A 16580-nucleotide genomic window follows, 5' to 3' on the forward strand; every position below is an offset into this window, starting at 1 on the left:
TGCTGATAAATAGATTGCCCAAAAAACAATTTGTGCAACTGGCCAATTAAATCGACCAGTTGCTTAACACTGTGCCCTGGAGCCTTTTTCACCAACGCCAGTTTATTGCATGATGAAAATTAAATTACTCTAGTTCTTTGTACGTTCATCTGGCTTTATATTGAGCTCACCCTCACCCTCCTTTGATACTAATATGAAACGGCTGACATTGGGGCTTAATTCCATCCATTTAACTATTTTTGCCAGTAAAATTATCTTCTTCAGCGTCTGAGCTCCGATGCTTTCAAGCCTTATATAGCGCTTAGCCGCCTGTTCAAGATTGACAATGCATATACTGGTGTCTTCTAATGCCTGATGAAGCAGCTCTAGATTTTCGCCACTGCGCCAGAGTGACAGGTTGGCTAATCTGGTATCAGAAAACCGGACGGCTGAACCCTGACCCCGATCATCTATCGTGATATGCCGATAGTGAGCCAATGTCTCGGAGGTGGAAAGCCTGTAACACAATTTGTCTGAACGTCCGGTGATAGCCAGCCGATCGATACCTGCCAGTTGTGGCAGACTGATTTTTTCACCATAAGGAACCTGACCTACCTGCAACACCAGACTCTCCGATGTTCGGTTAACAAAACGGTAATTCCCCACTGGGGTAGACTTTCTTTCGCTGACTTGCCACAATTCTCCGGTAGTCTGATCATGGACATAACTGGCTTCCTGCCCGGCAACCTGACCCAAGTAATGCAGAACATGATCCGGATTAAGTTCGCTGGAACGAAGCGTTTTCCCTTCCTTCGGCAGATACCACGCAGGATAACTACGCTCAGAAAATAGTCTAACGGCTTGCGGTAATGCAGCTTCATTCCTGAGTGCCACAATGGCTGAGGTAATTTGATTGTCCGTGCGCCCCTGCAAATGCCAGGCAATCAGCATCGGACGGTCTGTCATCTTGGCATCAGCTGACAGCAGTAAGACCGCACCGTCAGGGGTTTCCAGCCGGAGTGTATTGCCCTGACGAACCGCACTGTGGTATTGATGGCCGTCCCGGGGCCAGGGTTCCGCAGCAGGTTCTTCAGAGAGCACTCGCCTTTCACTCAATTTAAAGTTAGTCTCCGTCGACAGTGGCTGACGATATAACTGATGGTTATCGGTGTCAAAAATCCATGCCTGACTGCCATCCCCCGTTAAACCAAGGTAGTCCAGAGTGTGTTCTGTATTGAGACCAACTCTGCCCTGCACCACCTTATTTTTCGTACTGTCATACCAGGCACTGAAGGGTTTTCCGTCTTTATCCTGCAACCCCAACAGTAGCAGGGTACTGAATCGATCTGGAGTATCCTGCGTCATCTGCTTCAGTACGTCAGTCAGTGTCTTCTGGCCATGTTGTTGCAGCTTCTTTTGTTGCAATTGCAGCCAGTCTGTCGTCACCCCGATCAGACGGACACTGCCCTGATCATCTGCCAGCCATAACATCCCCCAGCTGGAGAGTGCAACTAACTGCTTATTCACGATGGATACGGATCTGATATCATCAACCGCCACCTTGCTGGCCGGAGTGCCGGACAGTCCATTATCCTGCTGAAAATAAAGACTATGCCTCTGATGACTGTAAAAATAATAACCCGGTTTATCACCGGTCGTGGTGAAAACGAGGGTGAAATCCGCCGTTAAGGCCAGAATGTTCCGTTTTTTATCGTTCAGCCCAACCAGAATGCCGTCATTCTCCTGATCCGGATTGTTCCGTTTTTTATCGTTCAGCCCAGCCAGAATACCGGCATCCTCCTGATCCGGATTTATCCGGTTCATTCTGACCACATTCTGCAGCTGTTTTCCATCAGTCTGTAACCAGTAATGTCTATCCACACCCGCTACTTGCCCAGAAAGGCCGATGACCTCCGCTGGGCTGCCTTTAACTTGACGTTCCGGTGCGCAGAGATCGCCGATAAACCACTGATTCGCCGCCAGTGGTGCCAGCAGGCCATTAAAATCACCGTCACTGGAATCGAGGGAGACAGGCAGAGAGATTTTTTCACTGACTTTCTCCAAACCCGCCAGCATAGCTGTATTCCCGTCAACTGCCACCAATTTTAGTGTTTTCTCTGCTACCTGATAAGTATACGAGATACGACCTTCATCCAACTGCTGTTCCACCACGAACCAGAGCTGGTCATTGCTTTGCATCACGTGGCTGCTGATTTTTTCCTGCTCATTCCCCGATAATTTTATCGGCAGATATTGCCGAAGAACTTCGCCAGTGGCAATGTCCACTTGCCATAGCGTGGCATCACGGTAAAACCACGCCTCATCACCTTCAACTTTCGCCAGCTCTGCATAGCTGAGAAAATCTGCTGCGTCAGGAACGTTGGTGTAAATCATACGATCCCGACCGATCTCATAGAATGCACGGCCGACAAGACGGCTTTTCGGCGGCTGATAGTTTTCCACCACTAAGTACGGTCTGTTGTGATGCTCAAAATTGCTTAACTGACTGAGATGTTCATGCAACTCCTGCAAGTTGTGATACGACTTAGCATTTGTTACGTTCTCTGTTATCTGCCACTGATTATCTTTGTCCTGCTCGACAGAAAATACCCCTGCATTATTTATCAGGGAAATATTATCCGACGCTTCAGACAGAGTTATTTCTATACTGCCGATATGCAGTAGTTGTCTGTCATCTTTTTTGCTGAGACTGGGGGTAATATGAGAACGGATATGATGGGCATCCAGTATCCAGTGGGTATCAGTATTTCCCTGTAAGGACAGAGAGACACCCTCCTGCAAGCTGATACGGTATTTGCCCTTCCCGCCCGTTAATCGGTAGGATAAGATCCCATGAACCTTCTCCGGCAACTGCTGGATGACAATATCCCGGTCTTCATCGTCCAGAATGATGTCAACTGGCGTCTTAACAAAGTCCGGCATTATACGGCGTACCACACGTTCTCCGGGAAAAGCATAAAAATCAAAGTCGAATCGTCCGTCTTTTTCCAGTCGTCGCAGAACGTCAAACCCCCGGTCGTGACGGCCAGTGACGAAGGGCAGGATCATATATTCGTAATTAATGTAGGACTTCATAGTAACTGGCGGGATCAATATGTCACTGCTTCTGGGATGGAAATTGAAGTTGACCTGTGCCTGTTTGTAACCGATGCCTTCGCGGATATTAATTGCATGATTTTTATCAGTATCAGCCGCTCTGCCGGGCCACCAGAAAAAGTAATTACTCCGGCCTGAGCCTACTGAGTAAGTCGGGTCGTTGCGATAGAGATATTGGCTGTCAAAAGTCAGGTGACCGTGGCGCAAATCGAGTTTACTGATCACTGCGCCGGGGATCGGTTCCATCACCGTATAATGCTTGCCATCTGCTGCCGTTTTTTCCGTCTGCCGATATCCCCCCTGTTGATAAGCGGCGTCCAGATCGGCAAAATAATTGCCTACCGCCTTTGCATCATCGGCTACCCTGCCGAACGCCTCGGCCAGGGCTGTAAAACCAATCCCTAAACCTGCCAGTGGCACCGCTAGTGAGGAGGCAAAACCCGCAACAATAGGGGCACCGAGGATCCCGGCACCAATACCCACGCCAGTTGTCACCAGGCCAGCACTGTCAAACGCCAGCTGAGTACCATAAACAGCCTTCTGGGATTCATTCTGTGCATGCGCCAGTTCCAGGCTGTCCAGTACCACACTGGCGATATTTAATCCCACCCCGACACCCGTGCTGACATGCGACAGTGATGAAAACAGGCTGCTGGTCACTCCCCGGCCTTCACTGGCCACTGCCCTGTACAAACTGGCGAGTTTAGCGATGTCTTCCAGACCACCATGAGCCATCTGCGCCAGATTAACATAAGTGTGCACCCGCAGTGCTGTCTTTAACGTAGAGGGCATCATATTGGATGCCTTATCACTGGCTACAGTGGTGCGGCTTTTATCGGCAAACCAGGGGATCAGAGTCTGAACGATAAAGGCGGAATTCAGCCCGTGTACAGCTTCCACTTCGGGGATACCTGTGCGCAGGGTGAGCTTTCCTTCAGTATACTCGTGGGTTTTGCTGATAGTATCGAGATCTTTATCATAAGAATGAATAAAATCAATAATACGTCGGTCATCCGTCATGAGTGTCTGGGGAGGAAGCTCAGACTGTGCCGTATTAATAAACTGTAAAGAATAACTTCCCAATTGGGACTTATCCTCCCTGAGGCTGCCCAGTACTGGTAGCCATTCTTCTGCGGACAATGTTTTTTTGCTGTACAGCTGCGCCATGGCTTGCTGAAAATCCTCTGTGCGGTTAAGCATCGCCAGCAGCCGGATGTCAATCTGCTCATTGTCTGGAACCAGAGCCGTTTTATCTCCCAGTGGCGGGTTAACTATCCCCCCTGCCGGGACTGATTTACTTGGCGCTACTGTTTTTTCCCATACACCCTGCTCCGGATTAAAAACAAGTGTGACTTTATTACCGTTTTCCGTAAGTTGTTTCCGGCCTTCAGGGCTGACCATAATTTGAGTGGTATAAGCTTTAACTGAAAGCGGACGAATACGCTGGTTAAGTGACTGAGCAAACTTTAGCGCATAGCTTTCCTGCTGGCCTTCACCAGCCAGTGAACAGCTCACCATACTGATATGTCCAGGGGAAGTTTTAATACCGGAATCTGTGCAGAACTGGCTGAGTTGTGACGCAAGGTCTTGCGGAGTGCGTTTGGCCAGCGTCTGGTGATTAAGCTTATCCTCCCCATCGCGGCTATGACCAACCAGCTGCCAGCGGATTTTTTCTTTATCCTTCAGGATAGTCAGGTCACCATGAACCATCTGGTATTGACCGCGGACATCCAGCTGTACCAGTACCGAATCAGGGTGTTTTCCTGCCAATTTTGCCGCTGCCTCCATGACTACCGGGTCGTTTTCAAGCTGAATAATCAGCTGACCATCAAAGCGGGACGTTCCACCCTCATGGTAAGCCTTAACGACAGGCTTTTCCCAGTCACTGACAGGTTTTTCATCGAACGGAGCAACGCCCAGCAGCGTGGGCATTGGACCAAAGCGGGTAAAACGCGGTGAATGGAACTTTTCAGCCTCTGGCAAGCCCTGATTGATGATAGGCAAGACTCGCTCCATCACTCCAGCATACAGTTCACCCTGTAACGCCTCCTTTCTGCCTTTATCGCGGTACTGGTCGAACATCTGTAGCATGACCTTGCCGATACTGCCCGCTCCCTTCGGTTCGTAGCGTGCGGCGATATAGAAGGTCTCGAAGAATGAGTGATAGCCGTTACGGATCATGAAGGCCGCATTGGCCATCTGGAACTGCCAGTATTCCTTGACGCTCAACGGGTAACCGAACAATTCCGGCAAGACGTTACTGACGGTTTGGGTGGTCCCGGAAATCCCGCCTACGAATGGGGTGTCTAGGTCACTCATGTAGTGTGTGGCTTTATTTTCAGAGTCGGGACGGAACTGGTTGTAGCTGCGGTATTTATCTTCCTTGATCCGGTACGGGCCATCGGCATATGTCAGCTCCGGGTGGGTATTGAGGATAAGATACGGATCGGTCTGATTCAGCCGGTTATTAATTATGACCTTGTTGTCACCGCTTTCCGATATCGGCTTAAGCTCATCATGGGGGTTGACCGGCACCGCTGCCTTGGAAAAACTATCGGCTAGCGGACGCAGGGCATGGAACAACGTCTGCTTGCGCAGGCTCAGGCCATCATTGCCCGACAGAAGTGCCTCGGCTGTCTGGTGCAATTGCACATCGCTAATCTCTAGGCCCTCCGGGCCACGCAATAACAAGGTGAACAGTTTTCTGTCCAGTAATCGCTCAACTGCCACCTGATCAAAGACATGTACTCTCGGATTGTTTGGATGCTTCGCCTCATTGGCACTGACGACCCGTTGGTTTTCCGTGTCGATAGCCTGCTCACGCCATTGTTCGTACAGCGGTGCCAGTAGCAGTTTGGCTTGGGCAATATCACTCTGCACGTAGCCACCTGGCAGGATCTTGTCCACATCATGATTTTTTACTAAGTTCGCCGCCAGACTGAACAACAGTGAATCGTTATTGCGGTTCTGCCAGACTGACTCAGCGAAGGCCCGTTCCCACAGTACCTTGTTCAGGTTGTTGCCCTTGATATCGTAGATGCTGTCACGGGGATACTTTGGCATTAACACCCCTGCCGGGGTGATGTGGTTGCGTTCAAGCAAACGCATCAACTGCTGCTCGAACTTCGTACGTTCGCTGCTGCTTTCAAACAGGCGACTTTCCTTGATATCACCGTTACGCAGTTGTTCCAGTTTCTCAAAGAATGCGGAGTTGTGTTTGTATAGTGCTTCGGTCTGCGCCTTGCTCAAGTGACTGCTGCTGACCTTGTTACCCTCGACGGTCATCACCACAAAAGGTGTCGCGGACGGGTAGCCATCGCCGTAGGGCATTTCCAACAGATACTGGCGCTCGGCAAAACCGACCGAGCGCTCAAGCTCATGGATATTGACAAACGACCCGTCACGATCCGGATGGTAATTGTTCCGGTGAAATACTTCGAAGCCTATAGTCTGGAAGCTGGTGATATCCGCGTTTTGATTGATCAGCTCGCTCAAGGCGCTAGCCAGTGGCACTTCGCGGGTGATGGTGGTATTCGGCACCTGGCCGGAGACCTGGATCCCAATCTGGTTCGGAACTTTGCGATCAACGTTGATCAACAACAATTTGTGACCGTTATTTAGCAACTGCGCCTTGAAGCCTTCTCGCAAGGAGTGTTCCGACACCAGGTGGTTGGCGAAATACTGCTCGACGAACTTGGTTTTGACCAGCACAGAGCGAATCGGTGCATAGGTCGGCGAGCGGAAGGAAGGTGGCTCGTTCTTCAGCCGGTATTGTTGTTGCCAGGCCAAGGAGCGGGCTGCGGTACCGAAAGAAAAGTTGAGTACCCCGTCAGTTGGTACTACCAACCTGCCGTTCTCCAAGAAGAAGTCCTTGAAACGACCATCGGTGCTGGCATTGACCAGCGCAACATTCATGCGGATGTAGCTAGGGCGCTCCTCCATCATCAGTAATGAAATGTTCACCGGCAGATCATCGGAGGCTTGGGGGATCTTGACGAGGGCATCGAGGGCTGTGGTTTTCTGCTTCTCAGGCGGTGCATTGAGAAATTTGTCGTAAAGGGTCTTGACATTTTTGGCGGCTTGCAGTCTGGAGAACAGCCTCACGTATCCTTCGGTGAACGTGGACTCAGCCACCCGAATAGTGAACTTTCGTTCCAGATGGCTGATTTGCTTATTCATATGGTCTTGCTTGATTGGTGCATTGACCATCAGGCCTGCCACCGTTAAGGGTTTATCGCTGCCGTTATTGAGTTTGAGCAGAGCCTTTTTCCAGACATTGTTATAGCTCGTGATGGCCGTCTGCTGACGGCTATACAACTCAATGTCGCGGTCTAGTTGCTGCTTATGGGCAGTGGTCGCCGAGGTGTTGGGTATGGTGTTCATCTGCTGTCGTCGTTGCTTTAAAGTTTGCAGATGGTCGCTTACCGAAGAGGGAGAGTCTTGCATCTGAAAGTACTGGGCGGCAAGCACACTCAAAGTACTTTGCTGCATTTCCTGCAGCCGCTCGCCTACCTGACTGATGTAGTCGTCACGCTCGCTGGCATTCATGTTGAACCATTCAGTCTGACGACCCCCTTCCTTGATCTGTTGATCGATCAAGCTATTGAGCAGGTTTTTGAATTTTGTGGACATATAAACCATTACAGTAATCCTTTATCTGTTTTTGAGCGAAGCTCTTCGCGCTTCGAGAATTAGTCAGAATATCTAAAAATACCTAACTATGCTGATAATTATTATAAAAATGATAATTAGTTGCAATTGCGTTTTAAGCAAATAATTACAGCTATAAATCAATTGGTTTATTTATAACAATGATGTTTGTTATTGAATTATTTTCGTTTATTTTATTATCTAGATATGACGTAGAGGGCTTTGTAACGACCTTTGCCAGTTTCGATATGACGGTATGGCTATAAATAGATTAAAAATCCAGATTTCTGGCTGCATTTTTTAATCGCTCATCTCCACGTCGATCGTACTTTTGGGTTGTAGAAATACTTGAGTGTCCCATCGCATCTTTGACGGTGATGATATCTTCACCGTTATCCAGCATAACTGATGCAAATGTTCTGCGTAGATCATGGGGAGCAAATTTCTCCAATCCACTTTCTATTCTGCGTATTTCAAGGATGTGATAGATAGCCTGGTCTGATAAACGATTATCTGTAACATCATCATGGCGGCGAATTCGGGTAAAAAGTGGGCCTGGATGATCGCCACGAACTTCATCTACCCAACGATTTAAGCGTTCCCATGTTCCTTCCGGCATATAAGACAGACGTTCTTTATTACCTTTCCCCATAACTCTTAATGCTTGTTCTCGACGAATTATGTGTTTCATATCAAGCGAAATAATTTCTGAACGACGAAGCCCACATCCAACAAGCACACCAATAATTGCAGCATCACGCAGTCCTTTTGTGCTGAGATCATTTTCACAGGTAAAAAATAAAGTTTTTATTTCATAACGTTCAAGTGCCCTGCCTTTTGGTAAGCGATTTCCCCTGACAGACCGAACCTGTTTTATGTGCTGAAAGCTATCGGTGTCGAGTTGCTTCATAGTCCATGCCTCCAATGCAACACCTTTCAAAGCAGAAAGGTAAGTATTAATTGTTGCCGGTGCTTTACCTGAATCTGAAAGCATTTCCATGATAGCTTGAATATGGTGACGTCGAAGCGCTCCCCAAGTACAGTCCTGAACGTTTTGATATCCAAGCATTTTTGCCACAATATTCAGAAATGATTTCATAGTCTGACGACTGCGTTTTGATCCAAGACTGACAAGATACGCAATTGCAGGGTTATCATATAACTGTGTTCCCGGAACGGATAGAGACATCATCATGTCCGGTTCTTGTCGGGAACCTCTCAATATAATCAGTGATTTTTTATCATCATTATTTTCGTAGTTATCTTCATTTTGATTATGGCGGGTCAAAGCTGCCTCCTGACTTCAATGTCTACAGTTTGCCAAAAACGTAGCCCATAGATAAGCCCATTCCTTATTGCCTATTTTTGACTCAATTTTAAAGTCTTTTTAAGGGTTATGCTCTGTGAAAAATGGGGGTGATTACTCATGCCATTTTATTTCATAAATCTTACTTTTTCAAATGTATATTTTAATAAGTAGAATGAACAATGAATAAAATATTAAATTAATACAATAAGTTATATATAATGAAAAATATTGCACAATAGCGAGTAAACATAATGGCTATTTCACTTTACATTCTTATGATGATAAAAAGAGCTTCATATTATGATATGAAGCTCTTTGGATATTAAGACGATTTTAGATTATAAAGATCGAAGGATAGCTTCGACGCTCGCTTTTGCATCACCAAACAACATTTGTGTATTTTCTTTGAAGAATAATGGGTTTTGCACTCCGGCATATCCGGTATTCATGGAGCGTTTAAATACAATAACGTTTTGGGCTTTCCAAACTTCCAATACTGGCATTCCAGCAATAGGGCTTGAAGGATCTTCCTGAGCAGCCGGGTTTACCGTGTCATTGGCCCCAATGACTAAAACAACATCTGTTTCAGTAAAGTCTTCATTAATCTCATCCATTTCCAAAACAATGTCATATGGAACTTTGGCTTCAGCAAGCAGAACATTCATATGGCCTGGTAAACGCCCTGCGACGGGATGAATACCAAAACGGACATTCACGCCCTTCTCACGCAGTTTTGCTGTAATATCATGAACCGGATATTGCGCCTGAGCGACCGCCATACCATAGCCCGGAGTAATAATCACTGATGTAGAGTTTCTCAGTAGTTCAGCAACATCTTCCGCTGTTGTCTCACGATAATCTCCCATATCTTGTTCAATATCTGCCGAAATTCCATCAGAACCGAAACCGCCAGCGATAACACTGATAAAGGAACGGTTCATCGCCTTACACATAATATAAGAAAGGATGGCACCCGAAGAACCGACTAAGGCACCAGTGACAATCAGCAAATCATTGCTTAGCATGAATCCTGCCGCCGCCGCTGCCCAACCTGAATATGAATTCAGCATGGAAATAACTACAGGCATATCTGCACCACCGATAGAGGCAACAAGATGCCAACCAAAAGTGAGTGCAATGATGGTCATAATCAACAGTGTGAATACTTGCAAACCAATACTTTCTGTTCTGATAAAAGTGAACATAAGTATCAAAGATACGATCAGCGCCGCTAAATTGAGTTTATGCCTGTGTGGTAACATCAATGGCTTAGAAGAGATATTTCCGCGCAATTTACCAAATGCCACAACTGAGCCAGTAAACGTCACAGCACCAATGAATACGCCAAGGAAAACTTCTGTCAGATGGATATTTTCCATAACAGGGGTGGCGAAGATATCATGGGTGATAAAGCTATTGAATCCCACTAAAACCGCAGCCAAACCAACAAAACTATGCAGAATGGCGACCAATTCCGGCATTTGAGTCATTTCGACTTTTTTGGCTAGGCGAATACCAATAACAGCACCAATGATCATGGCCAAAATAATCCAGCCAACTTTGCCGGAGTCAGGCCCCAGAATAGTAGCAATCAACGCGATTGCCATACCAACAATGCCAAAAATGTTACCCCGTTTTGAACTTTCATGGCGAGAAAGCCCTGCAAGGCTGAAAATGAATAAAATGGCGGCAATAATATATGCCGCTGTAACTACTCCGTTCGACATAAGTTACTCCTTACCCTTTACGAAACATTTTCAGCATACGTTGAGTGACAGTAAAGCCACCAAAAACATTAATGCTGGCAATCAATATGGCAATGAATGAGAAGAAACTTACCCATCCTCCCTCACCAATTTGCATTACAGCCCCAACGACAATAATCCCTGAGATAGCATTGGTGACAGACATTAATGGTGTATGCAGTGAATGGCTCACGTTCCAGACAACGTAATACCCTACGATGCAAGACAATGCGAACACAGTAAAATGAGATAAAAATTCCTTCGGGGCAACATGAGCTAACCAGCCATATAGAATAATTGCCACACTGGCAATTCCATATTTCAGCCACGAAGATTTCGGATTTTCTGCTGGTTTATCCTCTTTTTTCAGCGGCGAAGGTTTGGAGGCTGGTTGGGCGGAAACCTGGATCGGGGGAGCCGGCCATGTGATTTCTCCTTCTTTAATAACAGTAACTCCACGCACAACGACATCATCAAAATCGATGGTGATTTTCCCGTTTTTCTCTTTACACAGTAATTTCAGTAAATTGACCAGATTCGTTCCGTAGAGCTGAGATGATTGAGTTGGCAGGCGGCTGGGTAAGTCAGTATATCCGATAATTTTTACACCATTTGGTGTCACGAAAAGTTTATTGGCTTGGGTATATGCACAGTTACCGCCGTTTTGGGCAGCCAGATCGACAATCACACTACCTGGCTTCATAGAATCAACCATTTCTTTGGTAATGAGCAGTGGTGCTGGTTTCCCGGGTATCAACGCCGTAGTGACGATGATATCAACCTCTTTTGCCTGCGCAGCGAATAATTCCATTTCTGCTTTGATAAAAGCTTCTGACATGACTTTTGCGTAACCATCGCCGCTACTAGTCTCTTCTTTGAAATTCAATTCCAAAAATTCAGCCCCCATGCTTTGAACTTGTTCCTTAACTTCGGGACGTGTATCAAAAGCACGGACAATTGCGCCAAGGCTACCAGCAGCACCAATGGCAGCCAATCCCGCGACACCTGCTCCGATGATCATAACTTTAGCTGGTGGTACCTTACCTGCTGCTGTAATTTGCCCTGTGAAAAAACGACCAAACTCATGGGCCGCTTCGACAATGGCTCGATAACCAGCAATATTCGCCATTGAACTAAGAGCATCTAAAGATTGTGCCCGGGAAATTCGTGGCACCGAGTCCATAGCCAGAACTGTTACCTTACGTCCTGATAGTTTCGCCATTAATTCCGGATTTTGTGCCGGCCAAATAAAGCTAACTAGCGTAGCACCCTCCTTCATCAAGGCTATTTCATCATCTTCGGGGGCATTCACTGTAAAAATGATATCTGATTGCCAGACTTGATGGTGTTCTGCAATCTCTGCTCCTGCTTTTTGATAGGCAACATCATCAAAACTGGCAAGTTGCCCTGCCCCTGACTCAACTATGACGCTAAACCCCAATTTACATAACTGCTCCACGGTTAATGGTGTGGCAGCAACACGAGATTCATTGGAGAGCCGTTCTTTTGGTACACCAATATGCATAATGTTTCCTTCTCTGAGAATGAAATATATTGCCGATTATTACCTGTTGAAGCCTATTTAACGATTAGATTGATTTTATTACTGCTATCAGCAAAATCTACCAATAAAATTGTAACTCAATGAAATTAATGTCAACAGTTTATTATGGTTGAAGTCAGAAAAATAAAAAGACGTTTCAATATAAACAATACTTCATCTCGTATAACTATCTATATTTATTATAATTCTTAGAAACATATACCAAAAAATAACGATCGTTTATTTGGGTGGAGCAAATTCTTGCGACAATTAGCATTATTACATGTAATAATTGCGCTCTATGTGATACATAACAGTTCAGCCCGTTATAAATATTTTAATGCGCAAGGCGAAAGGATTTTTTATGAAGCTGAAGACAACGATCATCACTACCGTGGTGTTCTCATTAACCTCGATTACTGCTGCACATGCGGCTAAAGAATTAACTCCAGAACAAGCCGCAGAGCTCAAACCCTTCGAGCGAATCGCAGTCACCGGTCGTTTTAATGCAATTTATGAAGCTGCTGATGCAGTTTCACGTCAGGCGGATAAAAAAGGCGCTGAAAGTTTTTACATCCAAAGCCTCGACGATCTTAATGGACGGGGAAATTTGCGTGTTGTAGCCGACTTGTATCATAAAGATGCGGAAAAAGCAGATAAAACACCTAATTATCGCATCTACCGTGGTATCAAGGAACTTCCTAAAAATGAAGCAATTACTTTAGAACCTTTCGATACTGTCACCGTGAATGGTTATTTTCCTACTGACCCTGACCTGAAAGAAGCTATTGCTAAAGAGGCTAAAAAGAAAAATGCAGCTTCTTTCTTTATCGTTCGGGATATTGCACCAAATAATGGCGGAAACCAGATAGTTACAGCATATATCTATAAAGAAGATACACCAAAGCGCAAGGTTCAATCCAATAATGCTGTGATCCCAGCCGACTCTGATACCGGGCGCCAAGTTCTGGCACAAGGTGGTGAAGAAGCTAAGAAAGTAGAAATTCCCGGCGTTGCTTCTTCAACTTCAACAAGTAATGTCGTGGGTCGCTTTTTTGAAACCCAGACATCAAAAGAAGGTGGGCGTTACACTGTAACCTTACCTAATGGTGCAAAAATTCAAGAACTGAACAAAGCTTCCGCCGCCCAGATGGTTCCATTTGATTCCATCTCTTTTTCTGGCTACTACACAACTGCACCGGAAGTTTCTTATCAGGTTGCAAAACGGGCAGCAGAAAAAGGTGCAAAATACTATCACATCACCAGAGAATGGCAGTCTAATGGTGGTAACGTTACTATCAGTGCTGATTTATTCAAATAATCAGAACACGATTACTCCCATTTATGAAAAAAGGCACAAATGTTACATTTGTGCCTTTTTCGCTCAGTCACTTTTCTATTTCATGAGCTTTGTCTGTAATACTTTCAACTATTTTTTAAAGCAATTCCATCGAGTTCTGCTTTTTAGGTCACATAGCGGAACAAAAGCTGATGCTTGAATTTGTTTTTGTTCCTGAGTAGCAAAAAGAACCGGATTTTTGATAATTCTGTCATGCCACTCAGTGTTCTGTAAAACGATCCCATTGAAATCTACTGGACTTCCTATAATCAAGGAACCTAGGGTAGCTTCAGCTTCACTAATAGTAATAAATTCGCGTCCCTTTATAAGTCGAGGAGATAAATACCGCTTAAAACCCTCAATCCAGTCGTCAATTGATCCATAAAATGGCTTCCATCCCGAAAACTGCCCCGCAGTAGGGTCGATGATGATGGCTTGACCATTAATACTTACGACTACAGCATAATGATTGGCTGGTGTTTTATCAGAAAGCCCAGACCACCTAAGTAAGCCGATCACGCGATAAGGTATGTTGCGTTGTATTAGAAGCTCAACTATCCGTTTTGTACAAACGAGACATTTCCCATGTGGATTACGGGAGTAATCCACGATCAGGTAATCATCTACAATAAAATCAATAGCCACGATGCTTTCACCTTTCTCTGAAATAAATACCTCATAATACCTCATATAAGGTATTTACCATGAAATTCCACGCAGTTTTTAGGCGCTGTTGCAAATATCCGGAATGAATAAGAACCACAGTAGGCACAATGATAAATGTTTGTCTTATGAACACTTATATACTTCTTAAGTTGATAGTGTATTTTAGAAAATTAGAAAAATTATTAGTAATTCATTTACTTACTTTTCTGCATAAAATTTATTTTTTTTTGCATAGTCAACCATTGCATACAATCCCTTCACTCCGTAAAATCGTCCTGTTTTTTTAGATTAATCTACTAAATCTTCTCTGCAATCCATAGCATGGATGCAATAAATGTCCAATATGTGTTCGATATTCAGAGCAAGTGTTCTGGCTAATCGTATCGATTATATTATTTTTAGGAACGTATCTTTGGAAAAGAAATTAGACCTCACATCTCTGACAGCCTTAGTACTCAGTTCTATGGTTGGAGCCGGTGTATTTAGTCTGCCACAAAATATGGCACAGGTTGGCAGTCCAGCTGCATTAATGATTGGTTGGGGAATAACAGGCATAGGTATTCTCTTTTTAGCCACCTCTTTGCTTTTGCTTTCGCGCCTTCGCCCTGATTTGGACAGCGGCATTTTTACGTATGCACGAGAAGGATTTGGGGAGTTAGTTGGGTTCTGTTCTGCATGGGGATATTGGTTCTGCGCCATTATTGCTAACGTTTCTTATTTAGTTATCGTCTTTGCAGCATTAAGTTTTTTCACTGATACCGAACATTCTGTGATATTCGGTGACGGTAATACTTGGCAATCGTTAATAGGTGAATCCATTTTACTTTGGTTTGTCCATTGGTTAGTTCTTCGAGGTGTGCAGACTGCTGCGGGAGTCAATCAATTAGCCACGATAGCAAAATTATTACCGTTAGGTATATTTATTATTTTAGCTATTATCGCCTTCAAAATGGATGTGTTCTCTTTTGATTTTACTGGTATTGAAATGGGAGTTCCGGTCTGGCAGCAAGTTAAAGATACGATGCTAATTACTTTATGGGTTTTCATTGGGGTTGAAGGTGCTATTGTTGTTTCAGCCCGGGCCAGAAAGCGTAAAGATATTGGTATCGCCACAGCACTGGCTGTCATTTCTGCATTGGGTGTTTATGTGCTCGTTACCTTACTCTCACTAGGCTTAGTTACACGATCTGAATTGGCAGCTATGCGGAACCCTTCCATGGCAAATCTGATGGTAGGGTTAATTGGCTCTGCGGGGGAAATTGTGATTATTGCCGGATTGATCATTTCTGTTTGCGGAGCTTATTTAAGCTGGACAATCATGGCAGCAGAAGTACCATTTATTGCTTCATTACACGGCTCATTTCCTAAAGCATTCAATAAACAAAATAGTAAGAAAGCGCCTGAGTCATCACTCTGGATTACGAATGGAGCAGTCCAGCTGGCTTTAATTTTCATTTGGTTAAGCGGAAGTAATTATAATACGTTACTCTCTATTGCTTCAGAGATGATCCTTGTACCCTACTTTCTTGTTGGTGCATTTTTAGTGAAAGTAGCATTTGAGCGTAGTAGCCGTGCTTTATTATCGATTGCTGTGGGCGCTTGTATTTATGGATTATGGTTGCTTTACGCATCAGGTTTAATCAATTTGCTGCTTTCAGTTGTGTTATATGCTCCGGGTTTACTGGTTTTTCTGTATGCTCGTAAACAAAATAAAGAAAGAACACCACTGAATCCCATGGAAAAATCGGCTATTGGGATTTTATTCTTAGTAACGATTCCTTCCACGTGGCTATTAATGCATTAACAATGAGTCATTATTGCTGGATGGATTCAGTATAAAATATAACGTTAATAAAAAATCATCTAGTTTCAAGTAGTTTTTTAAGGGGAAGAATTTACTTCTCCTCTTATTTTTTTGTTCATAATGCACTCAATACATTAATATTAGTTATTATTTTTATCTGATTTATTTGAAGTATGAATTAAACTTTTCTATTCCATTAGATCTTTTCGTTGGCCATTACTCATAACAAGTTAACTTTAAATAGATTCAATACGTTCAAATTTGATTAGGATCAAATTATAAATTTTGACATAAACAAAATATTTAAAATAAAAATCAAAAAAGGGAATATAAATCACAAGCGCTTAATATTTAGTTAAAAATGCAGAAAAAAATAAATCGCAAACATGTATATATTTTAAACCATATTTTTTTTCAAAAAACATCAC

The 16580-nt window shown here is 44.4% G+C and carries 7 protein-coding genes; 2 read left to right on the top strand and 5 right to left on the bottom strand.

What is annotated here, in order from left to right; genetic code table 11:
- Positions 1-129: 129 nt before the first annotated feature.
- The 4 genes from BM329_RS07575 to pntA all read right to left on the bottom strand — a co-directional run bounded on the left by BM329_RS07575 (position 130) and on the right by pntA (position 12325).
- Positions 130-7737 carry a TcdA/TcdB pore-forming domain-containing protein gene (locus BM329_RS07575; protein WP_092551144.1) on the bottom strand — a complete coding sequence of 2536 codons (7608 nt, stop codon included), beginning with the start codon at positions 7735-7737 and terminating at the stop codon, positions 130-132.
- A gap of 280 nt (positions 7738-8017) precedes the next feature.
- Entirely contained in the window at positions 8018-8935 is a 918-nt protein-coding gene (locus tag BM329_RS07580) for a tyrosine-type recombinase/integrase (RefSeq protein ID WP_342741318.1), read from the bottom strand.
- 458 nt (positions 8936-9393) lie between these two features.
- Positions 9394-10782: a Re/Si-specific NAD(P)(+) transhydrogenase subunit beta gene (gene pntB / locus BM329_RS07585; protein WP_092551150.1), complete on the bottom strand. Its 1389-nt coding sequence runs from the start codon at positions 10780-10782 to the stop codon at positions 9394-9396.
- A 10-nt stretch (positions 10783-10792) separates the two neighbouring features.
- On the bottom strand, positions 10793-12325 hold the full coding sequence (gene pntA, locus BM329_RS07590) for a Re/Si-specific NAD(P)(+) transhydrogenase subunit alpha (RefSeq protein ID WP_092551153.1): 1533 nt from the start codon (positions 12323-12325) through the stop codon (positions 10793-10795).
- A gap of 382 nt (positions 12326-12707) precedes the next feature.
- Here pntA and ydgH point away from each other — a divergent pair, with 382 nt between their 5' ends.
- Positions 12708-13664: a DUF1471 family protein YdgH gene (ydgH, locus tag BM329_RS07595; RefSeq protein ID WP_092551156.1), complete on the top strand. Its 957-nt coding sequence runs from the start codon at positions 12708-12710 to the stop codon at positions 13662-13664.
- A gap of 108 nt (positions 13665-13772) precedes the next feature.
- Here ydgH and BM329_RS07600 read toward each other — a convergent pair whose 3' ends face one another.
- Positions 13773-14327 (bottom strand): hypothetical protein, encoded by a 555-nt coding sequence (locus tag BM329_RS07600; protein WP_177216213.1) that lies wholly within the window; start codon positions 14325-14327, stop codon positions 13773-13775.
- Positions 14328-14760: 433 nt separating this feature from the next.
- Here BM329_RS07600 and BM329_RS07605 point away from each other — a divergent pair, with 433 nt between their 5' ends.
- Complete coding sequence (locus BM329_RS07605; RefSeq protein WP_177216214.1) at positions 14761-16152, top strand: basic amino acid/polyamine antiporter; 1392 nt, start codon at positions 14761-14763, stop codon at positions 16150-16152.
- The last annotated feature ends 428 nt before the right edge of the window (positions 16153-16580 follow it).

It is taken from the genome of Xenorhabdus koppenhoeferi, from assembly GCF_900116635.1.
In the GTDB taxonomy this organism is placed as follows: domain Bacteria; phylum Pseudomonadota; class Gammaproteobacteria; order Enterobacterales; family Enterobacteriaceae; genus Xenorhabdus; species Xenorhabdus koppenhoeferi.